This is a genomic window from Deltaproteobacteria bacterium, from assembly GCA_016933965.1.
Taxonomy (GTDB): domain Bacteria; phylum Desulfobacterota; class Syntrophia; order Syntrophales; family UBA2210; genus JAFGTS01.
Genome location: JAFGTS010000043.1, coordinates 68263 through 89008, shown reverse-complemented (window position 1 = coordinate 89008; position 20746 = coordinate 68263). Strand labels below are relative to the sequence as shown.

Sequence of the window (20746 nt, the reverse complement as noted above, 5' to 3'; positions counted from 1 at the left end):
GATTCCTTTACGGCTGGAGCCTGAAACCGATCATTCTACCCCTGGTCGCATGTGCCTTGATATTGACAATACTGGCATCACGTCAGCATAACCTCGCCACGGCGGTAGGTCTGGCATGGGACACGGGCGCCGTGATCGTGGGGCCGGTGCTCTGCCCCCTGGTCCTATCCCTCGGGCTGGGCGTCTGCCGGGCAACGGGGAAGTCCGATACAAGCATGGCGGGCTTTGGAATGGTCGGATTGATCTCGGTTCTTCCCATCACCATGGTCGTCCTTCTGACCTTTTTGCTTTCGGTGATTCTTGGCGATGACTTCGTCATTACCGACATACCTTCGACCACCGCCGGGGTAGCCAGCATCCTTGAGGTTGCAGGTAATTCCCTTTTTTTAGCACTCCGGGCCATTGCCCCCATCTTCATTTTTCTGTATCTATTCTTACGCTACTTACTCAAAGAAGAAGGGCCTCCACTTTCTCAGCTCATTTTAGGCGTCGTTTTTGCCGCCGTCGGCCTGCTTCTCTTTAACTTCGGTTTATCAGTCGGCCTTGCGGAACTCGGCAATCAGGTGGGACACCGCCTGCCGTTTTCATTCCATCCACCGGCAGAATCCCTCTATCCCACCGGAATGGGGAAGGTGATAGTGGTTGCATTCGGGACGATCCTGGGGTATGGTGCCACCCTCGCTGAACCGGCGTTCAACATAATGGGCCAGCAGGTCGAGGATGTCACGCAAGGGGCTTTCAAAAAATGGCTCTTCGGACAGGCTGTCGCCATCGGAGTGGGCGTTGGCGCCGGGTTGGGGATAGTTTCGGTGGTCTATGGCGTTAATCTGCTTTATTTGCTTATACCCCCCTATTTCGTATTGTTTGTGTTAACACTCCTTAATCAAGAGAAATATGTCAACATAGCCTGGGATGGCGGAGCGGTAACGACAGGTCCGGTGACCGTCCCATTGAAAATTGCTATCGGCATCGCCTTGAGCCATGCCACTGGTTTTGCTGAGGGTTTCGGCATTATCGCACTGGCGTCAGCATATCCCGTTATGAATATCCTGCTGCTCGGTCTTTATGTGAAGCACACGGAAGCCAGGAATGAAGCGGCAAGGATGCTTAACGTTGCGGAGGTTCAGTAATATGAATGAGGAACATTTCAACGAAGAAAAAGATCTAATCACGTGCGTGGTGCAAAGAGGAAAGGCGGACAAGGTAGCCAAGGCTGCCCTTGATGCAGGTGCTGGAGGAGCAACAGTATTTTTCGGTCGAGGGATGGGTTTGAGAGAGAGACTGGGCCTTCTTGGATTGGCGATCGTACCCGAAAAAGAGATTATCTTGATAGTATCAGAAAAAACGGATACGTCACGCATATTCGATGCGGTGATTGAAGCCGGGAAACTGAACGTGCCCGGTATGGGGATTGCGTATGTCAGTCCTATTCACGCCGTCGTTGGGCTTGTCCCGTTCGGGAAAGGTGAGAAAGAATAAAGGTAGTCAGGGCTCTTAACCTTTTTTCGTATTCATATGATTAGAACAGTGTATAGTGCTGTTCTAATCAAGGCACTTAACCTGTTTTCACATAAAATCCCGTATTGAATGGTAACCGGCATACTGCAAACTTTCAGGAAGAAGGTCATGCCTTTTGATCGTCTTCACACCTGATGTCAGGAAAACACCGTCCAACGATATAATCATTTATGAATCCCGAATAACGATCCCCTGCCCCCCTATCCCCGGCTTTATGAAGTCGTCAATTCCTACCAGCGTGGAGCTTTGTCATTCCTGATGATCATGTACGTCGCCACCGCCTTGGCGATCATCGCTCCCTGTCCGTTGCGGACAGTCACATCGCCCAGGGCCGTCCTGCTTCCCTTGTGGACGATGACCGCCTCCGCCGTAATCTCACCGCCGCTGAAGGGCATGAGGTAGTTGATCTTCATTTCCACCGTCGTGATGACCTCATCCCGCTCCACCAGACCGAGCAGGGCCATGGCGACGGCGGAATCGGCGGCGGAAAATATTGCCCCCCCGTGGGCAACGCCGAGGGGCTGCAGAAGTTTCTCCGCGAAGGGAAGGCGCACCGTGGCCCATCCCTTCCGGGCGTCGGTAAGTTCCATTCCCAGGAGCGACCAGAAGGGCGCCCGGTCACGCATAGTGTCCATCAGCATCTTTTTGAATGTCGCGTCAAGTTCCTCATATTCCGTCATCACGGCAACTCCTTTCTCACTTTCACCTCAGGAAAAGAACAGCATGGTTCGGAAGACGACGGGGAAGTCATCGTCCGCCCGCCAGGTATCGCGCTTCAGACCTCCCTCTTTCTTCATCAACGAAAAAGAACAGGATGCCGCCAGCCACAAAGAGGAGGGAAACAGACGATATGCCGATCCTCGAGGCCGCCTGTGCGCTGAATCCAGCTTCCCGTGCCATAAGCCCCGCGGCCCCGATCAGCAAGGGGCCGAAAACGACCGAAAACTTGCCCACCATATTAAAGAAACCGAAATACTCGGCCGACTTGTCAATGGGAATGATCCTCGAATAGAGTGAGCGGCTCAGGGCCTGGACACCGCCCTGGACCAGGCCGACCACGACGGCAAGAATGTAGAATTCATGGGTATCACGGATGCAGGCCCCCCAGAGAGTGACAAAAAGGTACACGGCAAGGGCGATGAATATGGCCCGTTTCGTCCCGATCCTCCCGCCCAGGTATCCGAAGAGGATGGCCGAGGGAAAACCGACGAACTGCGTGATGAGCAACGCCATGACAAGTTCCCCGGCATCAAAACCGATGGAGAGGCCGTAATCGACGGCCATCCTGATGATGGTATCCACACCGTCCATGTAGAACCAGTATGCCCCAAGGAAAATGAGGATAACCCTGAGATGGCGTATCTCCCTGAAGGTGTTCCGCAACTGCAGCAGTCCCGATAGCACGGCATCGCCGAGCCGCCCTTCCCCGTTCCGCCCCGGTTCCTTCACCACCACCAGGACCGGTATGGAAAAGATGATCCACCACAGGCCGACGGTCACGAAGGACAGCTTCACCGCCTCGGCCCTTCCGGCAAGCCCGAAGAATTCCGGATACAGCGTCATCAGAACGTTCAGCGCAAAAAGGATCCCGCCTCCCAGGTAACCGAAGGCAAAGCCCAGGGCGGAGACAAAGTCCCTCTTTCTTTCAGAAGCGACAAAGGGAAGGAGGGAATCATAGAATATGTTGCCGCCTGAAAAACCGATCACGGCGGCCATGTATACGATCACGGCAAAAAGCCATTCCCCGGCTGACAACAGGTACAGCGCCGACGTCATGAGGGCGCCCATGAAGATGAAAAAGGCGAGGAACTTCTTTTTCATGCCGCCCCGGTCGGCGATGGCGCCAAGCAGCGGGGCCGAAAGGGCCACGATGATCCCCGACAGGGAATTTGCCACGCCCAGGCGGGCCGTGCTGGTGACGGCATCACCGCCGTTGCAGCAGAAGGTTTTGAAGAAGATGGGGAAAAATCCCGCCATGACCGTGGTGGCAAAAGCCGAGTTGGCCCAGTCGTAAAAGGCCCAGCTGACGATCTCCTTCCTGCTGTCGGGCCGCGCGGCCGCCTGCTGTTCACCCATCTGTTCGTCCTTCTGGTAGAGAAATCCCCGGGGTCAGTCGACCCGAACCCGCGTGCTCTCTTCCGGTACTTCCGTCCCGCCTCACCCTGTTTCCACCACGGACCTGATCCACCCGTCCACATCCTGCGCCACGGTTCGCCAGCGGCCGTCACACATGAGATTATGGGCCTCTTCGGGATAGAATTTTCTGTCGGCACCGTACCGGCGGGCCATCTTTTCCTGGCACGCAGGCGTCACGAAGAAATCCCTGCCGCCGTGCACGACGCAGAGGGGAGTCCCCGGAAGAATATCCGCCGTCGCGGGGTAACATTTGCCGGCCAGAGAGAGGCGCCAGAGGGCGGCGGGGCTTTCGGGAACGACCTTTTCGTATGTGTCGCGGACAATGTTCTCGGCCGTACCGGCCTGATAGAAGAGATCCCGGACCAGGTCCATGCGGTCGATGGCGATCCGCTGAAACAGCGAAAGTTGCACTATCTTGAGGGGCACCTTTACCATCAGGTGCATGATCGTGGAAAGCGGCACTCCATTGAAGGGAACCGCCGCGATCAGGACGGCCGCCCGTGCCCGCCGACGGGTCAGGTACTTCTGTATCACCAGGCCGCCCATGCTGTGGCCGATGAGGATCGGCTCTTCATATTCGGCGGCGACCTTTTCAAGGTCTTCCACGTACTGCTCCGCACTCGTGAAGGGGGAAAGACTTTCACCAACCCGGGCGCCATGCCCCCGGAAATCAAATACCCTGCATTCATATCCCTCTCCCCTGAAATATCCCGAGAAGAGTTCCCACGCCCACGCTCCATGCCAGGCACCGTGGACGAATATCAGGGGATGGTGCACCTGCGTCCTTTCTTCGTTCATCATTGCCCCTCCTTCTCATACCCCCATGCTTCCTACAGCTTTTTCTCCATGACCAGCCGCGCAAAATACTCGAACGACCGGTCATAGGTCCGTTCCGGTCCGGCGGTAAAACAGCAGGCCGGCAATTGCCGCTTCTTCAGGTGATACCTGATACAGTCACAGCATACGCCTTTTCGCGAGCAGGGTTCGTAGGTACAGTTACAGACGACGAGATTCTCTTCCTTCTTGCATTCCATTTTGTTTCCTTTTCACAGAGGTACACTGGATATACCGCACCGAAACGGGATATCGTGCGGGCCGCCGTTCGCCGCAACCTGCCGTCACCCCCTGATGATCGTCAGGGCCAGGAGCACCACCACATACAGACAGAGGATCAGAACAAGCTGGGAACGGAACGTTCGGATCCATCGTTCACGGTCGTCGATATATCTCTCATTGAAACCGAACAACTTGAAAAGAAAGGGGTGCGAGTTCTTCGTCGCGGCGTGTGAACGATAGATCCGCCCGGCCGAGACCCACAAGATCGCCAGTAAGACGCCGACGATGAGGATCATGATCAGAAAATGCGTGTTCATTGCCTCTATCCTTCCTGTCCCGAGAGGAACACGGGACTCGCCCGGGAAGCACGGATCCTCTCCCCGGCTCCGTTTTCCGGAGAACCCTGCCGATCACGATGAAAATGAAGGAATAACGCCAAGGGCCTTCGCACTAATGCCGTCCACGATGGATTGCAGCCATACCGTACCCGCCGATGAGGAAGGATCATCGAGAGAACGGATGACGGTTATATAATCGCCCTTTTTCTCAGCTTCCCCGTCGATCAGAGCGCGGAACGACTCAGGCACCTCGGATCCCGCATCATCGCCGGCATCGATGAAACACTGCTTGATCCGCGGCCAGCCTTCCAGCAGTTCACGTTTCTGTGTCACAAGATTGTTCATCTTCCGGCCGGTCCCTATCTTTTCCGCGATCGCGATGGATCGTTCCATCTTCTCCGCAAGGGCCTCGAATCGCTTGATCCGTTCCGATATTGCCGCATCAAGTGTCTCCAGCGCCCCTTTGAACAGCTCATCCCCCAGTTCCATGGAATGGAAAAAGGGCCGGCGGACAACGGCGTACCACTGTTTCAGCGCCAGCAGGTTCGCCAGGTAGCAGACATTATTGGACACCCTTCTTTGAACGTCCCCGTAAAAACCCGGATGAAAGGCCTTTTCAGCCTCGGTGTTGACGCCGCTCAGCAGTTTTCCGCCCTCGGGGCAATCGGATCGGTACACCGTACCCGCCGAGATGACCGTACCGAACCCGATCCTCGCCGGACCGACAAGCCCTCCCTGTCCGCCCAGGAAGATCGGCGGCTGATTGAGCATTACCCCGTGGGGAACGTCGCCGATCAATGATGCCGTGGCCTTATCCTGGTTCGGTGTGTAATTGAAATGGATATAGGAACTGCCGACCTCGCTGTGATCCGTGCGGCTCGTCCCCCCGGCCATCAAGCAATCACAGAAATTGACCAGGCTTCCCAGGGTCACGAAAGGAAACAGGATGGTCTGTTTCAGTCCCACCGTATGAGCGCCGTTTGCCTCTTCCTCGAGGATCGACCCTTCACGCACCTGGGCGCCGCATCCCATGTTCGCCTTTTCAAGGAAGACGGATCCCTTGAAATATCCTCCCTTTAGTTCCACACCCGGGCCGAGCCGGCAGTTCACCACGGTGACCGGCGCTTCCGCGCCCAGCACGGACCCGGGACCGATGAGGGTCTTTTCCCCTCTCAGGCCGGTCCCATTGTGCAGAACGACCCCGCGTCCGGAAATCCGGGCGGGGTCTATATCGTCCCCGATCTCCACGCCGAGGGGGTTCGGGATCCTGACCCCCTTTTCCATAAGTTGAACAACCGTGCCGGACAAGTGCTCGTCGTTCGCCATACTATCTCTCCTGTTCCATCTTCTTTGCGTGTATCAGAACGGCCGCCAGCGCCGCCTGGGTCATGCCGGGAATCCTCTGGGCCTGACCGACCGATGCGGGGGTCACCGCCGACAGCTTCCTCTTCAGCTCGCTTGACAGGCTGGGAACGGCAGCGTAATCAATGCCGGTCGGCAGCTTCTTTTCCTCGAGGGACCTGAACTTTTCAACGGCTTCCTGCTGTCGCTTGATGTACCCCTCGTACTTCGCCGTTATCTCGATCTGCTTCTTCACCACCGGGTCCGAAAGTTCCTTCCATCCTTCAAAACCGCTCAGATCATCGTATGAGAGGCCGGGCCGCCGGAGGAGTTGATAAAGGGTGATGGGATTCCTGATCGGCGTCGTCCCGATCGCCTCAAGGCGGGTATTTGTTTCAGCCAGGGGATAGAGTTTTCTCGATGAGAGGGAGGCGATACCCGCTTCGATGAGCCGGGTCTTCTCTTCTATCTCCCTGCAGGCATCGTCGGAGATCAATCCCAGTTCATGGCCCTTTCCCATGAGCCGGAAGACGGCATTATCCTCTCTGAGTATGAGGCGGTATTCAGCCCGGGAGGTGAACATCCGGTACGGTTCATCGACACCCCGGGTGATCAGGTCATCCACAAGGACCCCCATGTAGGCCTCGGAACGGTCGAGAATGAATGGCGGCCGCTTCTGAACGGCCAGGGCCGCGTTGATACCGGCCCACATGCCCTGGGCGGCGGCCTCTTCATATCCCGAGGTCCCGTTGGTCTGTCCCGCCAGGTAGAGCCCCCTGACAAGCTTGGTCTCAAGGGTCTGTTTGAGCTGCGTGGGCTGCACATAATCGTATTCGATGGCATAGGCGCTCCGCATGATCTCAGCCTCTTCCAGCCCGCGAACGGAATGGACCAGCTTTTCCTGGAGTTCCAGCGGAAGGCTGTTACCCAGTCCCTTGGAATATACTTCTTCCGTCTCCAGACCTTCAAACTCGAGCACCACCGGATGACTCTGCTTGTCGGAAAAGCGCATCACCTTGTCCTCAAGGGAAGGACAGTAGCGGGCGCTGACACCCTTGATGACACCGGAATACAGAGGGGAAAGCATGATATTGTCCCTGATGATCCGGTGGGTGTCCGCGGTGGTGGCACCGAAAAATGAGGGCAGCCGTTCCTCCCGCAGCGTGTTCGTGAAATAGGAAAAGGGCTGGGGATCAGGATCGCTGTCCTGCCGCTCGAGAACGGAAAAATCGATGGATGAGGCCTTCAGGCGCGGCGGTGTCCCGGTTTTCATGCGCCCCATTTCAAAACCAAGCTTCTTCAGGTTCTCCGCCAGGCTGATCGAGGCGATCTCGCCGGCACGCCCCGCCGGCTGTCGCGAGGTCCCCACATGAACGAGGCCGTTCAGGAAGGTGCCCGCCGTTACGACGACGGTCGCTCCGCCATAGAAGAACCCGGTATTATCGAGGACGCCCCGCACCTCACCTCCCTCCACGACCAGTTCATCCACCAGGGCCTGCCTGACATAGAGGTTCTGCTGCTTCTCCACGACCTCTTTCATGGCGAGGCGGTAAAGCTGTTTGTCACACTGGACCCGGGAGGACTGTACCGCCGGGCCCTTCGAGCTGTTCAGCAGCCTGAAGTGACAGGCCGTCCGGTCCGCGATCCGTGCCATTTCACCGCCCAATGCGTCGATCTCCTTGACCAGCTGGGCCTTGGCGAGACCACCGATGGCGGGATTGCAGGACATGAGCGCTATCGAGTCAAGATTGATGTTGAAGAGCAGCGTGGTACAGCCCATCCTCGCCGCGGCAAGGGCGGCCTCACAGCCGGCGTGCCCGGCCCCGACCACGATGACATCAAATACTGCGGGAAAGCTCATATATCATTCACCCGGCGCGGGGTATAAAAAACCTCTGTATTTCCATCCCGCCGCCGTCGTTCATTTATTGTCCGTTGCCTGAAAAGATCCCTTTTGAAGCGGCCATTGAAACGGTTCCACGAGGTTCAAGAGTTTTTCTCCTCCCTTTTGTCCCTCTGCCACTTTGCCACTTTGTCGTTCTGCCCCTTTGCCACTCTGCCACATAACCGACTTGAACTAAATTAGGAAGTTTACTAACATTGCTTCTGAAATGACAATAAAAAAATGAGGTGTCCCGCTGAAGCCTGAATTCTGGAACAACAGCAAGCGTTACTATGATTTCAAAAGCTATCTGATGAACACCTTCGGGTGTCGCGTGCACAAACTCCAGATAGATGCGGGATTCACCTGCCCCAACCGCGACGGGACCCTGGCCGTGGGCGGCTGTTTCTACTGCGACGGCCGCGGCTCCCGACTCCGACGGGAGGGGCCCCTTCCCTCGGTGACCGAACAGATACGAAGCACCAGGGAGCTCTTCCAACGGATGCGGGGAGCAAACAAATTCATCGCCTATTTTCAGACCTTCACCAACACCTACGGTCCCCGGGAAAAACTGAAGGCCCTTTACGACGAAGCCCTTGCCCAGGAGGACATCGTGGGTCTCGCCGTCGGAACGCGGCCCGATTGCGTGCCCGAAGAAGTGCTGGAGCTGTTCGAAGGCTACGCAGGGAAGTATCACGTCTGGCTCGAATACGGACTTCAGTCGGCCCACGACAGAACATTGCGATCCATAAACCGCGGCCATGATGTGCAGACCTTCACGGATGCCGTCACACGCACGGCGGGACGGAACATCCTGATCTGTTGCCATGTCATAGTCGGGCTACCCGGGGAATCCCGCGAGGATATCCTCGAAACGGCCCGGTTCGTGGCTTCGCTGCCCGTAGACGGGATCAAGATCCACTCATTTCTCGCCCTTGACGGCACCCGCGCGGGAGAGCTCTACCGGCAGGGGAAAATAGAGATGATGACCAAAGACGAATACGTTGAAACCGTGTGTGACATGCTTGAGCTCCTGCCGCCCCGGATGGTCGTTCAGCGCCTTACCGCCGACGGGTACCGCGACATCTATCTGGCCCCGGACTGGGGACGCAACAAGCTGGACGTTCTCAACGCCATCGAAAAGGAACTGGAACGGCGGGACACCTGGCAGGGGGTGAAATTTCAGAAAAACGGTTCATGAAGGGGATCGACACGGAAGTTCAGCCGGATTTTCTGCGTTTTTCCTCGTACATCAACCTGTCCGCATCGGACATGAGTTCATCGAGAGTGCGGGGATTTTCCGGATCAAAAAAGGTATTGCCCACGCTCAGGGAAAGAAGGTATCCCCTGTCCTCGCCGCTGTTGTGGTCGTCAAGCCGTGCCTGGAGGCGCCCCATGAAGATCTCCGGCATCTGTTCGGTCACATCGAGGGCGAGGACGGCGAATTCGTCGCCTCCGATACGGGCGATGATGTCGGAACCGCGGAATGTCTGCCGAAGGACCTTCGCCGCGTTCACCAGCGCCCGGTCACCCTCTTCATGACCCCAGACATCATTGATTCGCTTCATGCCGTCAAGATCGATGAAGGCGAGCAGGAGCTTCTGCTTCATCCTGACCGCCGCCTTCAGCTGCTGCCCCGCGAGGGATATGAACCCTCGACGGTTGTGGAGCTCCGTCAACTGGTCGGTGATGGCCATGGCATGGAGCCTGTCCTGGAACTGTTTCCGTTCCGTGATATCCCTGACAACGCCGCGGAACCCCGCGGGGCGGCCCTCGGCGTCCCGCACGAGAAATACGGAGGATTCCACATACACCTTTGAACCATCCTTCTTGGTGCTCTCCCACTGGGCAAGCCTTCGCGGCACCCCTGTCCGATATACCTCGTGAAATATCTGGAACACCTTCGCCGCATTTTCCTCATCCATCGCCATCCTGAAGGTGCTTCCCATCAATTCATCCCGTGAGTGTCCCATAAACCGAGGAAGAACATCGTTGAAGAAGGTGAAATTCCCGGCCAGGTCCACTTCATAGTATCCGTCATCAATGTTATCGAGGATCTCACGGTACTTTTCCTCGCCGTTTCTGAGCGCCTGCTCCCCGCGTTTCCACTCGGTGATGTCGCGACTGCTGAAGATAAGGCCGACCTGGTTTCCATCTTCGTCAAGGATCAGGTTTCCCACTGTCTCGAGCCACACATGATGACCATCGGCATGCCTGACCCGGAACTGGGCCACACCGGGTTTTCCCCGGGCGATGGTATCACGTATCGACTGGGTGAGCATGTCGCGGTCGTCGGGATGGATCAGGTCCACGCCCCATTCTTTGATCAGTTCCTCCGGTCCATATCCCAGCACCTGCCGGTGCGAGGGACTCATGAACTCAATGTCGCCGTTCACATCGACGACGGTGATCAGATCGAGCATGTTGTTGGTGATCAGGCGAAGGCGCCGTTCATTGTCTTTCAGGGCGTCCTCGATCCCCTTGCGGTCCGTTATGTCACGGGCGGCGATAATGAGGCAATCCTGACCCTGTATCAGGGCACGCCGCATGTTCACCTCGACCCAGAAGGGACGGCCTCCCTTGTCCCTCACCTGCCACTCGACCAGGTGAGGCTTTCCGTCGGCTGCCTTCTTGAGCCATTTGATGGCCTCTTCAGGGGTATAGGGATGAATCCCCGAACTCAGTGCCGCCACGTTCAGGTGATGTGCTTCCTCATGTCCATACCCCGTCAATTCAAGGACCCGTTTATTAAAATAGAGAACGGCACCCGTCGCCAGGTCATGGATGGTGATCGCATCGTTCACGGAATCGAAGATCGTCCTGAACCTTTCCTCGCTTTCCCGCAGGGCGTTCTGGGCGTGTTGCCGCCCGGTGATGTCCGTCAGAGAACCGACGACTTCAACAGTTTTTCCATCACGGACAATGGGGCTTTCATTCACCTCCACCCAGACCTTCCGGCCGTCTTTCCTGATAAGCTCAAGCCGGTAGGGGGTCTGCCGCTCACCAGTGTCGATCGCCCGCTGGGTCAACTCGAACCCTTCCCGGTTCAAAGGATTGTCGGAAGACAGTTCCGTCCACCGAATCATGGCCTCTTCCGGCTCGTACCCGAGAACATCTCTGACCCTCGGGCTCATGTAGGTCAGAACATGATCGGGGGTATGCGAGAAAAACACGTTCGTACTGTGTTCGACGATATTGCGAAGCTGTTCCTCACGACGCCGCATCGAGTCCTCGATGTTCTTCTGTTCCGTGATGTCCCGGGCCACGTGCACGCAACCGGCGAGCGCTCCTCTTTCATCGAAGAACGGTGATGCGGTGATGATGAAGTCTCCCCCCAGGCGTTCCTCGTGAACCTGGGTGCTGTGAACGGCCCCGTCCGCAAGGAGGCGGAGATGGGGACAGAAGGCGGGGATCTCATCCATCCCGTGAAGCAGGCGATAACAATTCTGTCCGATACATTCATCGGGAGATGTGCCCAGGCGCTCGGCCAGGGCACTGTTAACCCTGAGAATGCGATGGCTCCCATCGATCAGCGCGACCAGGTCCGGCAGAGCTTCAAAGGTTCGTTCCCATCCGATCTGCATGTCAAAAACCCCCCCTTATGACACCGTTCTTTGATGCGAAACCACGCGGATATGATACTCGTTTGCCAAATATTGTATAACGGATTCATTCAGAAACGATACATGTATGTTCCATATACCATACTTCACACTGAACGTCCCCCCGTTTTTTTCCAGGCGAACATGGAGGACTTCTGCGGCATTCCGGTCCACTCTTGACAAATAGCGCGCAATGATTAGGATACAGAACGAATACCATCAACGAAAGGAAGCATCCGTGCCCTCACGGCGATCACACACACATACCGGCGGAAATGAAGAAAAATCGCGGGAACACGACAGCCTGCCGCTGCTTCGCGCCCTTGATATCGCTGGCGGTGATCCCCTTGCCGTGATCCTCGAAGCCGAGAATCCCCGCGATATCGTTCAATCTCTCTCCGAGCAGGACTTTTTCTGGCTCATGAAGAAGGCGACGGGAGATGAGGTACTTCCGCTTCTGACGCTGGCGTCATCGGAGCAGAAACAGTACCTTCTCGACCTCGAGATCTGGGACCGGGACCGTGTCGACCGGAACCGGTCGCTCCACTGGCTTCAGCTTTTCAGTGAGGCCGATCCTGAAGGCCTCGCCTGGTGGATTTTCTACGAGGGGCAGCAGATTGCCCGCTTTCTTCTCCAGGGAAACCTGGAAATGATCATACGGGAACCGGACGAGGAGCTTGAGCTGACCGATGAGTTCTTCAGCTTTGACGACACCTTATATCTGCGCGTCACCGACCAAGAACACCGGAAAACGATCGAAGGCATGATCGAGATCATGTATCGGGAAGACGACATCATGGCCCGGTCGCTCTTACAGGAGATAGTCAGCGTCGTTCCTTCCGAGGTCGAAGAGGAGCAATACCGCCTGCGGGCGAACCGCATCTCCGAACTGGGGTTTTTACCCTTCGAAGAAGCGGCGGCCGTCTTTTCACCGCTGGAACCGCTTTCACTGCGCGAGGACGAAACATCCTCATTCCATCCATATGCGTCCGGCGAAGATGACCGGCCGGCACCCCCCGTCATTCCCCTGCATCAGATGAAAGGAACGTCGCTTCTGGCAGATTCCCTTGCCGGCATCGGCGACCCGCAACAGTTTGACAGGATCCGGTTTGAATTCGCCGGCCTGTGCAACCGGATCACTGCGGCGGAGGGACTGTCACGCCTTGATTTCGACACCCTTGGCGAAAAATGCCGGAAAGCGGGGGGGTATCTGAATATCGCCGTTGAATCCATCTGCGGACAGGACCCGCAGCGGGCACGCCGCCTGATGGAAAACAATCCGCTGGAACACATCTTCCGCGTGGGTTTCGGCCTGGCCCTCACGTTGAACGATACGGTCATGACCTGGATTGACGAAAGCTGGTTCAGGAGCCGGGGACTTCCCGCATCGTTCTGGGGGGAACCGGCCGGCATGATCCTGTCTGGGCTGCTGAAAAGGCCACCCCGGCACTTCACGGGCCGGGAGGACACTGAGTACCGTGATTTCGAACAGGTATCGGAACTGGAGGCGGCGGCGGCGGTTTTTCGCCACCTCAGGGCGATGGACGACCTGCTGCGAAAAATAGATGAAACGATCCCTCATTCTGTGGAATTGCTGGAATCGGAAACAGTGACCGCCCCCGGCATCATTTTCACGTTCTGGGCCCGCGGGACCTTGGGCCGCAAAGAGGGGGCGCTCGAACTCTCCATCGCGGAAGCCCATGAATTCATGGAGCTTCTCAGGACGGGAGAACCTGGACCGCCCTTTGCGATGCCGGGGCGGGAGGAACGGTTCATCCGGGACCTGACCGGGGGGGTCCGGCCGCCCGACGCGGCGAGGTCCGAAGACATGCGACACAGTCTGTCCCTTCTGTGGAAGGAATTTTCAGAAGAATACAAATGGGTCCCCGCATCGGCCCTTGACCGCCGCTTTGCGCGGTTTCTGCTGATCAGAAAAGCATAGGTCACAACGGGTGCTGCGGCGGCGCGGAAGCAAGCCATGAAACCCGTTGTCAGAGAAAAGGAGCAGTGAATGATTCACGTAGAGGGTCTGACAAAATATTACGGCGGCTTCTGCGCCGTCGACGGCATCGATTTTGACATCAAAAGCGGTGAGATCGTGGGGCTCCTCGGGCCGAACGGCGCTGGAAAGACAACCACCCTCAGGATGCTGACGGGATATCTCTCGCCGACGGCGGGAACGATCAGGATCGGCGATCATTCTATCGAGGAGGCCCCTCTGAAGATCAAGGGCATGATGGGGTATCTGCCGGAATCGGCGCCACTCTATCACGATATGCTCGTCCATGATTATCTTGACTACATCTCCCGGATACGGGGCATCGAGGAGCGGGACGAACGGATCAGGTCCGTCGCCGATCTCTGCGGCCTGAGGGAGATCATGCACAAACCCATCGGCGAGCTCTCCCGGGGCCTCAAACAGCGGGTCGGGCTCGCCCATGCCATGATGAGCGACCCCGAGATACTGATACTCGATGAGCCCACGTCGGGCCTCGACCCGAACCAGATCGTGGAGATCAGGGAAATCATCCGCCGTATCGGAACGGAAAAGACCGTTATCATTTCGACGCACATCCTGAGCGAGGCGGAGGCGACCTGCGACCGGATCATCATCATCCACCGGGGCAGGATCGTCGCGGACGACGGCACGGAACGGCTCAAACTTTCGGCGGGAGGACAGGCGTATATCACCTTGACCCTTGAAGGGGCCGACCCGGCCTCCGTAACGGAAAAACTGGCACCCCTGCCGGGTGTCCGTGCGGTCGAAGGGACCAGCGGGGAGCACGAGGCCCCCCTGCATGTCCGGGTCATCTGCGAACCGACATCCGATATGCGCCGGGAGGTCTACCGGGCCGTCCGGGAAACCAGCTGGGACCTTCTCGAATTCCGCGGTGAAACACGAACCCTGGAATCAATATTCCGCGAACTGACCAAGGAGAACTGACATGAAAGCGATCCACATATTCCGCAAGGAACTGCGGCACTATTTTGTCTCCCCCATCGCCTATATCGTCATTTCCGTGTACCTCCTCGTCACGGGGTGGTTCTTCTTCACACCGTTTTTCATATTCGACCAGGCAAGCCTGCGGGACTTCTTCGAGCTCCTTCCCGTTATCTTTTCCTTTATCATTCCCGCCGTTACCATGCGGCTCTTTTCAGAAGAACTGAGCGTCGGGTCCTATGAGCTCCTGCTTACCATGCCCGTTACCCGGAACGACATCATCCTCGGAAAATTCCTGGCCGGCACTTCCTTCGCCGCCGTCATGCTCATTCCGACCCTGGCTTACCCGCTGACCATATCATTCCTGGGCCAGCTCGACTGGGGACCGGTGGCGGGCGGCTACTTCGGCGCCCTGCTCCTGGCGGCGGCATTCACGGCCGTCGGCATTTTCGCTTCGTCGCTGACACGAAACCAGATCATCGCCTTCATCGTCGCCGTCATCATCTGCTTCGCCCTGACCGTCATCGACAGGATGCTCTTTTTCTTCCCGCCGCCGGTCCTTGATATCCTGACCTATCTCGGAGCCGGCGAACATTTCAGCAACATCTCGAAAGGTGTCGTCGACTCGCGGGACATTATCTATTTCCTGAGCGTCTGTTTTCTCGGTCTCTATGGAACATCCCTTGCCATCCGCCGGCGAACCTGAGGAGTGAGCGATGATCATGAAAAAAATGTACGGTGCTTATATAAAATTTATCGTTTATGCCATCGCGGTCGTGCTGATCAACCTGGCGGGGATGAATCTTTTCTTCAGGGCGGACCTCACGGCGAACAAGATATATTCCCTCTCAAAGGCCAGCAAGGAGGCAGTCGCCACCCTCTCGGAACCGCTCACGGTCAATGTTTTCTTTACCCGTGATCTTCCGGCCCCATACAACACCATCGAACGGTACCTTCATGACCTTCTCGAGGAATATGCCATCGCATCAAACCGTTATTTCAATTATCGTTTTTACGATGTCAGCCCCGAAGAGAGCGCCATCGGGAACGACGCCGGCGGCAACCGTGAGCTGGCCCGGAGTTACGGTATCCGGCCCGTTCAGATCCAGCATATCGAACAGGACGAGGTCAAATTCAAGAACGCCTATATGGGACTCGTCATCATTCACGGCGACCTGATCGAGCGGATACCGACCATCACTTCCACGGACGGCCTGGAATACGCCCTGACGACGGCGATGGAAAAACTGAACAACAAGATCAGCGCCCTTCTGAATCTCGAGGGGACTATTGACGTAACGCTCTATCTCTCGTCATCCCTCGAACCGATCGCCCCCCGGATGGGACTGGACGAACTGCCGAACCTTCCCGAGACCATCGAAACCATTGTTCAGGACCTGAACAGGAAGAACTATGACCGCCTCCGGTTCAGGACCTTTGACCCCGGAAAGGATGCCGGGGCGGCACGGGATGTGGAGATACAGGATATCATGACGCTCGGCTGGCCCTCGATCCCCGAAGCCGGCATTGAAGAAGGCACGGGGAGCATCGGACTTGTCATGTCCTACGGCGGGAAAAGCATTGAAACACCTCTTTTGAACGTGGTGAAGATCCCCATCTTCGGCACTCAGTACAGCCTGGCCGGTGCCGAGGAACTCGAGGATACCATCGACCACAACATCGAATCACTGATCGGCATCAATGAAAACCTGGGGTACCTCGCGGACCACGGAACACCCGTCATGTCCGAGATGCCGCCGATCCCCGGCATGGAGCAGCCCGGGACCCGCAGGCTCTCGAACTTTTCCTCACTGGCCGGCAGGACCTATTCGATCGAGGAGGTGACCATCGGCGACGATCCCATTCCGGACACCTTCAACTGCCTCATCATCGCCGGTCCCCGTGAGACATTCACCGATTACGAGCTCTACCGGCTCGATCAGTACCTCATGCGGGGAAAGACACTTGCCGTTTTTGCCGATGCCTTTGAGGAGCAGCTGCCGGACCGGCGGAACTATGGTTTCGGCCAGCAGCCGACATATGTTCCCCTCGACACGGGACTTGAAAAACTCCTTGCCCACTATGGCGTCACCGTGGAAAGGTCCTACGTCATGGATGAAAACTGCTTCCGCCAGCGGCTCCCCCGGCAGTTCGGCGGCGGCGAGCGTCCCCTCTACTTCGCTCCGATCATCCTCGACGCCAACATCAATCACGACCTCCCCGTACTGGAAACGCTCAAGGGATTCGTGGTGCTGAAGATATCACCCCTCACGGTATCGGCCGACAAAAAAAGGATACAAGTCACGGAAATCTTCACTTCATCGGACAGATCCTGGGAAATGAAGGATGCCATTTCGCTCAACCCCCTGTTCATAGAACCGCCGCCTGAATCGGAAGACGAACGGGGACGCCGTTCCCTCGGATACCTCCTTGAAGGAACCTTTACCAGTTATTTCAAGGGGAAACCTATTCCCGAGAGAGCGACATCGGAAACCGGTGACGGGGGCGCTGAAGGCGCCGAAGCAAATAAAGCCGGGGCGATCGACCCATCGCGGATAACCGGCGAGGGGACGTTCGTCGAAGAGGGGAAAGAGGCAAAAATCCTTGTTATCGCCTCATCGGAGCTGCTCACCGACAACATGATCGATGAAGCGGGCCTTTCCACCAACGCCATGCTCGTGATGAACCTGATCGATTACCTGAACGGCCGGAGTGACATCGCCGTCATGCGGAGCAAGGAACAGAAGTTCAACCCGCTCCACGAAACTGATGCAATCGTCAAGACCGCCGTCAAAACACTGAACATCGCGGGTCTCCCCGTACTGGTGGTGCTCTTCGGGCTTATCGTCTGGTGGCACCGTGCCGCGCGGAAAAAACATATACAGTACCTGTTCGAGAAGTAGAGGACGCATCATGAAACTGAAAATGGAACATGTCATACTCGCCGCCGTCATCATCGGCCTCAGTGCCTACCTTGTCCTTCATCGGGCCGACCGGACCCACTACCGGCTCCCGCAGCTTCCCGAGATCAAGCGGCAGGACATATCAAAACTGGAAATAACACACGGGGGGAACGCTCTCGTCGTGGAAAAGAAAGCCGGCGCCTGGCAGATCGTCCCCGAGGGATACGCCGCGGACGGGAAAAGGATCGGGAACATGGTCGACGCCGTGGCGGACCTCGCCGTGACGGCCCTGGTATCGGAATCGAGGCAATATGAACGGTACGGTCTCGACGACGAGGAGCGGATCACCGTCAAAGCCTGGACGGGAAGCCACCTGGGCCGCGAGTTCGACGTGGGGAAGGAGGTGCCTACCAGAAACCACGCCTTCATACGGCTTGCCGGCGACGACAGGGTATTCCACGGCACGGGTATTCTCCGGTCACAGTTCGATGTGACCCTCGATGACGTCCGGGACAAAACCGTGCTTTCCTTCAGGGCCGGCGACATCGAAACGGTGACCATAACCCGGAAGACGGGAACCACCGTCCTTCATCGTGTGAACAGCGAGGAACCTGTTGAAAAAACAGACGAAACAAAAGAGGACACAACGCCGGGCCCCGGAAAGACGGGATGGCAGGACGCCGCGGGCAACACCGTCGACGAGAGGATCGTCAAGCGACTCCTCTCCACCCTCTCATCGCTCACCTGCGAATCCTTCAGGGATGAGACCGGCGGCACGGACCGCCATGAGCCCCTCATGACGATCACTCTGAAGGGTCCTCAGAATGAAGAGCTGACCGTATACGCAAAGGAAACGGACGAGGCCGACCGCTACCCCGCCCGTTCATCCCGAAGGGCCTGTCCATTTTACCTGCATGACTACCGCTACGACTCCCTGGCATCATTGGCCGACGAACTGACCAGAGAGCCGTAAATATCTAATATCAGAACGCTTCTTTACGTTTATCGGGGGGCGTCCACTGCCCTTCCGGCAGAACCCCCTGTTGCCTCCGCATGAATGATGGTTATATTACTTTCACAGGAGGTACACAAACCATGAAAATAGAGATCACATCTCTTCTCATATGGCTGGCCGGCCTCGGTCTCGTTCTCTCGTTTCTCACCGGCCTGCCGGGTATAGGGAAAAAGCACGGCGGCATGCTGAGCACCGCCGCCCATGCGGGCGGAACTTACGAACCGGCGACCTTCGCGGGCGGTTGTTTCTGGTGCATGGAACCGCCTTTCGAAAAACTCAACGGCGTCATCGACGTCGTCGCCGGGTATACGGGAGGCCATGTCAAGGATCCCACCTACGAGGAAGTATCGCGCGGGACCACGGGCCACGCCGAGGCGATCCGGATAACCTACGATCCCGAAAAGATATCTTACGATGAGCTTCTTTCCGTCTTCTGGAAACAGATCGACCCCACCGACAGCGGCGGGCAGTTCGTGGACCGGGGTGGTCAGTACCGGACGGCCATCTTCTATCACAGTGAGGAACAGAAGGAACGTGCCGAAGCATCACGGGCGGCCCTTGAACAATCAGGCGCGTTCGCGGGGCCGATCGTGACGGAGATCACGCCGGCCGGGGCGTTCTATCCCGCCGAGAAGTACCACCAGGATTACCACCGCAAGAACGCGGTCCGTTACAATTTGTACCGGTCGCATTCCGGCCGGGACCGGTTTCTTGAGTCCGTCCGGCTCGACGAGCGGGCCTTCACCAACGCAGAACGGTCACAGGGCGAAATGAGCAGGCAGCAACTCAAGGAAAAGCTCACCCCCCTTCAGTATCATGTCACCCAGGAAAACGGGACCGAACGGGCCTTTGCCAACGCATACTGGAACAACAAAGAGGAAGGGATCTACGTCGATATCGTCTCGGGTGAGCCGCTCTTCAGCTCGACAGACAAGTTCGATTCCGGCACGGGGTGGCCGAGCTTTACAAAACTGATCGCAGAGGACGGCGTAACGGAAAGGAAGGACCGCAGCCTCTTCATGACCCGCACGGAGGTGAGGAGCGCCGGGGCCGACTCGCACCTGGGCCATGTCTTCGATGACGGCCCCGCGCCGACGGGACGGCGCTACTGCATAAACTCCGCGGCCCTGCGGTTCATCCCCCGGAAGGACATGGAAAAGGAAGGCTACGGAGAATACCTGAAACTCTTTGAGGACTGAGAACCGGCTGACCCGTAGCAGAAAAACTGCCGGCACTTCCGCCGGCAGCGTTTCGAAACACAGGCCGGCAAAGGGGACATCACTCTCCTACCCGGCCGTGTCATTTGCCGCATGGGTCTCCAGGTAACTGGTGAAGATCTTCGAAACGGCGGTGGCGATCGTTCTCATGTGTTCCCAGATCTGCTCGTCCGTTTTCCCGGGATACTTCCAGTACGAGATGAGCGCACCGTTGATGGCGGCGAAATAGGAGCGGGCCAGGACCCGCGCCTCTATTTCAGGCTGAAATCTTCTGAAGTAGCGTTCTACCTGATCGATGATCGGGCGGGTCGCCAGATTGAGCATCCTGGTGCAATCTTCGCTGATGGTCTCGTCGACAGTGAAATTCGCCAGGATCTTGAAGGATTGGCTGTATTTCCTGAAAAATTCAATATATTTCATCGACAGTTCTTCTATCTTCAATTCACCGCCGTCACCGATCGTCTCTGCCACCACCTTGAGCAGTCTCTGGGCGTCCCGCTCATAGGCAGCGCAGAAAAGGCTCTGCTTGTCGGGGAAATACCGGTAGATGGCTGTCGGCGCTATCCCTGCCTCCCGGGCGATCTTGCGGACGCTCACCTCATTGAAGGGCTTCTTCATGAAGACCATTTCCGCCGCATCAATGATCAGATTTTTTCTCGTCTCTCTCTGCTGTTCACGTAATTTCATGAATCTGCCGTTATTCTCCACAGAAAACTCCTTTCAAGCCCGGTGGCGGGACATTCTGTTAGTATACTTGCCCCGATAAGTCAAATGCGAACACCTCAAAAATGCCGCCA

18 protein-coding genes are annotated in these 20746 nt (G+C 57.0%); 9 read left to right on the top strand and 9 right to left on the bottom strand.

The window, feature by feature from the left end; translation table 11 throughout:
* Together JXO48_10595 and JXO48_10590 are read left to right on the top strand one after the other, a co-directional pair.
* The coding region (locus JXO48_10595) for a DUF1538 family protein (GenBank protein ID MBN2284328.1) at positions 1 to 1130 on the top strand (1130 nt) is incomplete at its 5' end.
* Between the two features lies 1 nt (position 1131).
* Positions 1132 to 1479: a P-II family nitrogen regulator gene (locus tag JXO48_10590; GenBank protein ID MBN2284327.1), complete on the top strand. Its 348-nt coding sequence runs from the start codon at positions 1132 to 1134 to the stop codon at positions 1477 to 1479.
* Positions 1480 to 1748: 269 nt separating this feature from the next.
* On the opposite strand, the gene JXO48_10585 is transcribed toward JXO48_10590, so the two are convergent.
* From JXO48_10585 to mnmG, 7 genes are all read right to left on the bottom strand, one after another.
* On the bottom strand, positions 1749 to 2198 hold the full coding sequence (locus tag JXO48_10585) for a PaaI family thioesterase (GenBank protein MBN2284326.1): 450 nt from the start codon (positions 2196 to 2198) through the stop codon (positions 1749 to 1751).
* A gap of 67 nt (positions 2199 to 2265) precedes the next feature.
* Positions 2266 to 3594 carry an MFS transporter gene (locus tag JXO48_10580; GenBank protein MBN2284325.1) on the bottom strand — a complete coding sequence of 443 codons (1329 nt, stop codon included), beginning with the start codon at positions 3592 to 3594 and terminating at the stop codon, positions 2266 to 2268.
* Between the two features lie 81 nt (positions 3595 to 3675).
* Entirely contained in the window at positions 3676 to 4455 is a 780-nt protein-coding gene (locus tag JXO48_10575) for an alpha/beta hydrolase (protein MBN2284324.1), read from the bottom strand.
* Between the two features lie 29 nt (positions 4456 to 4484).
* Positions 4485 to 4688 (bottom strand): cytosolic protein, encoded by a 204-nt coding sequence (locus JXO48_10570; GenBank protein MBN2284323.1) that lies wholly within the window; start codon positions 4686 to 4688, stop codon positions 4485 to 4487.
* 84 nt (positions 4689 to 4772) lie between these two features.
* Entirely contained in the window at positions 4773 to 5027 is a 255-nt protein-coding gene (locus tag JXO48_10565; protein MBN2284322.1) for a hypothetical protein, read from the bottom strand.
* Positions 5028 to 5120: 93 nt separating this feature from the next.
* Positions 5121 to 6374: a UDP-N-acetylglucosamine pyrophosphorylase gene (locus JXO48_10560; GenBank protein MBN2284321.1), complete on the bottom strand. Its 1254-nt coding sequence runs from the start codon at positions 6372 to 6374 to the stop codon at positions 5121 to 5123.
* Between the two features lies 1 nt (position 6375).
* Positions 6376 to 8250, bottom strand: a complete 1875-nt coding sequence (mnmG, locus tag JXO48_10555; GenBank protein ID MBN2284320.1) for a tRNA uridine-5-carboxymethylaminomethyl(34) synthesis enzyme MnmG — start codon at positions 8248 to 8250, stop codon at positions 6376 to 6378.
* A 334-nt stretch (positions 8251 to 8584) separates the two neighbouring features.
* Here mnmG and JXO48_10550 point away from each other — a divergent pair, with 334 nt between their 5' ends.
* A complete protein-coding gene (locus tag JXO48_10550) occupies positions 8585 to 9472 on the top strand; it encodes a TIGR01212 family radical SAM protein (GenBank protein ID MBN2284319.1) in 888 nt (295 codons plus the stop codon).
* 19 nt (positions 9473 to 9491) lie between these two features.
* On the opposite strand, the gene JXO48_10545 is transcribed toward JXO48_10550, so the two are convergent.
* Positions 9492 to 11855: a PAS domain S-box protein gene (locus JXO48_10545; GenBank protein ID MBN2284318.1), complete on the bottom strand. Its 2364-nt coding sequence runs from the start codon at positions 11853 to 11855 to the stop codon at positions 9492 to 9494.
* A gap of 256 nt (positions 11856 to 12111) precedes the next feature.
* Between JXO48_10545 and JXO48_10540 the strand changes: the two genes are divergently transcribed.
* The 6 genes from JXO48_10540 (at position 12112) to msrB (ending at position 19931) form a co-directional block, all read left to right on the top strand.
* Positions 12112 to 13815 carry a hypothetical protein gene (locus JXO48_10540; GenBank protein ID MBN2284317.1) on the top strand — a complete coding sequence of 568 codons (1704 nt, stop codon included), beginning with the start codon at positions 12112 to 12114 and terminating at the stop codon, positions 13813 to 13815.
* Between the two features lie 69 nt (positions 13816 to 13884).
* Complete coding sequence (locus JXO48_10535) at positions 13885 to 14817, top strand: ATP-binding cassette domain-containing protein (GenBank protein MBN2284316.1); 933 nt, start codon at positions 13885 to 13887, stop codon at positions 14815 to 14817.
* 1 nt (position 14818) lies between these two features.
* The gene (locus JXO48_10530) at positions 14819 to 15520 is read left to right on the top strand and encodes an ABC transporter permease subunit (protein MBN2284315.1); all 702 of its coding nucleotides are present in this window, start codon (positions 14819 to 14821) and stop codon (positions 15518 to 15520) included.
* A 16-nt stretch (positions 15521 to 15536) separates the two neighbouring features.
* Entirely contained in the window at positions 15537 to 17717 is a 2181-nt protein-coding gene (locus JXO48_10525) for a Gldg family protein (GenBank protein MBN2284314.1), read from the top strand.
* Positions 17718 to 17727: 10 nt separating this feature from the next.
* On the top strand, positions 17728 to 18690 hold the full coding sequence (locus tag JXO48_10520; GenBank protein ID MBN2284313.1) for a DUF4340 domain-containing protein: 963 nt from the start codon (positions 17728 to 17730) through the stop codon (positions 18688 to 18690).
* 122 nt (positions 18691 to 18812) lie between these two features.
* Positions 18813 to 19931, top strand: a complete 1119-nt coding sequence (msrB, locus tag JXO48_10515) for a peptide-methionine (R)-S-oxide reductase MsrB (protein ID MBN2284312.1) — start codon at positions 18813 to 18815, stop codon at positions 19929 to 19931.
* Positions 19932 to 20018: 87 nt separating this feature from the next.
* Here the strand turns inward: msrB and JXO48_10510 are convergent, their stop codons facing one another.
* Positions 20019 to 20636: a TetR/AcrR family transcriptional regulator gene (locus tag JXO48_10510; GenBank protein MBN2284311.1), complete on the bottom strand. Its 618-nt coding sequence runs from the start codon at positions 20634 to 20636 to the stop codon at positions 20019 to 20021.
* Positions 20637 to 20746: the final 110 nt, after the last annotated feature.

Bases quoted from the DNA above. Each gene is read 5' to 3' on its own strand.
- JXO48_10530 (MBN2284315.1), top strand. From the start codon at position 14,819: ATGAAAGCGATCCACATATTCCGCAAGGAACTGCGGCACTATTTTGTC.
- JXO48_10560 (MBN2284321.1), bottom strand. From the start codon at position 6,374: ATGGCGAACGACGAGCACTTGTCCGGCACGGTTGTTCAACTTATGGAA.
- JXO48_10575 (MBN2284324.1), bottom strand. From the start codon at position 4,455: ATGATGAACGAAGAAAGGACGCAGGTGCACCATCCCCTGATATTCGTC.
- JXO48_10585 (MBN2284326.1), bottom strand. From the start codon at position 2,198: ATGACGGAATATGAGGAACTTGACGCGACATTCAAAAAGATGCTGATG.
- JXO48_10590 (MBN2284327.1), top strand. From the start codon at position 1,132: ATGAATGAGGAACATTTCAACGAAGAAAAAGATCTAATCACGTGCGTG.
- mnmG (MBN2284320.1), bottom strand. From the start codon at position 8,250: ATGAGCTTTCCCGCAGTATTTGATGTCATCGTGGTCGGGGCCGGGCAC.
- JXO48_10520 (MBN2284313.1), top strand. From the start codon at position 17,728: ATGAAACTGAAAATGGAACATGTCATACTCGCCGCCGTCATCATCGGC.
- JXO48_10570 (MBN2284323.1), bottom strand. From the start codon at position 4,688: ATGGAATGCAAGAAGGAAGAGAATCTCGTCGTCTGTAACTGTACCTAC.
- JXO48_10510 (MBN2284311.1), bottom strand. From the start codon at position 20,636: ATGAAATTACGTGAACAGCAGAGAGAGACGAGAAAAAATCTGATCATT.
- JXO48_10580 (MBN2284325.1), bottom strand. From the start codon at position 3,594: ATGGGTGAACAGCAGGCGGCCGCGCGGCCCGACAGCAGGAAGGAGATC.
- JXO48_10525 (MBN2284314.1), top strand. From the start codon at position 15,537: ATGAAAAAAATGTACGGTGCTTATATAAAATTTATCGTTTATGCCATC.
- JXO48_10535 (MBN2284316.1), top strand. From the start codon at position 13,885: ATGATTCACGTAGAGGGTCTGACAAAATATTACGGCGGCTTCTGCGCC.
- msrB (MBN2284312.1), top strand. From the start codon at position 18,813: ATGAAAATAGAGATCACATCTCTTCTCATATGGCTGGCCGGCCTCGGT.
- JXO48_10565 (MBN2284322.1), bottom strand. From the start codon at position 5,027: ATGAACACGCATTTTCTGATCATGATCCTCATCGTCGGCGTCTTACTG.
- JXO48_10545 (MBN2284318.1), bottom strand. From the start codon at position 11,855: ATGCAGATCGGATGGGAACGAACCTTTGAAGCTCTGCCGGACCTGGTC.
- JXO48_10550 (MBN2284319.1), top strand. From the start codon at position 8,585: ATGAACACCTTCGGGTGTCGCGTGCACAAACTCCAGATAGATGCGGGA.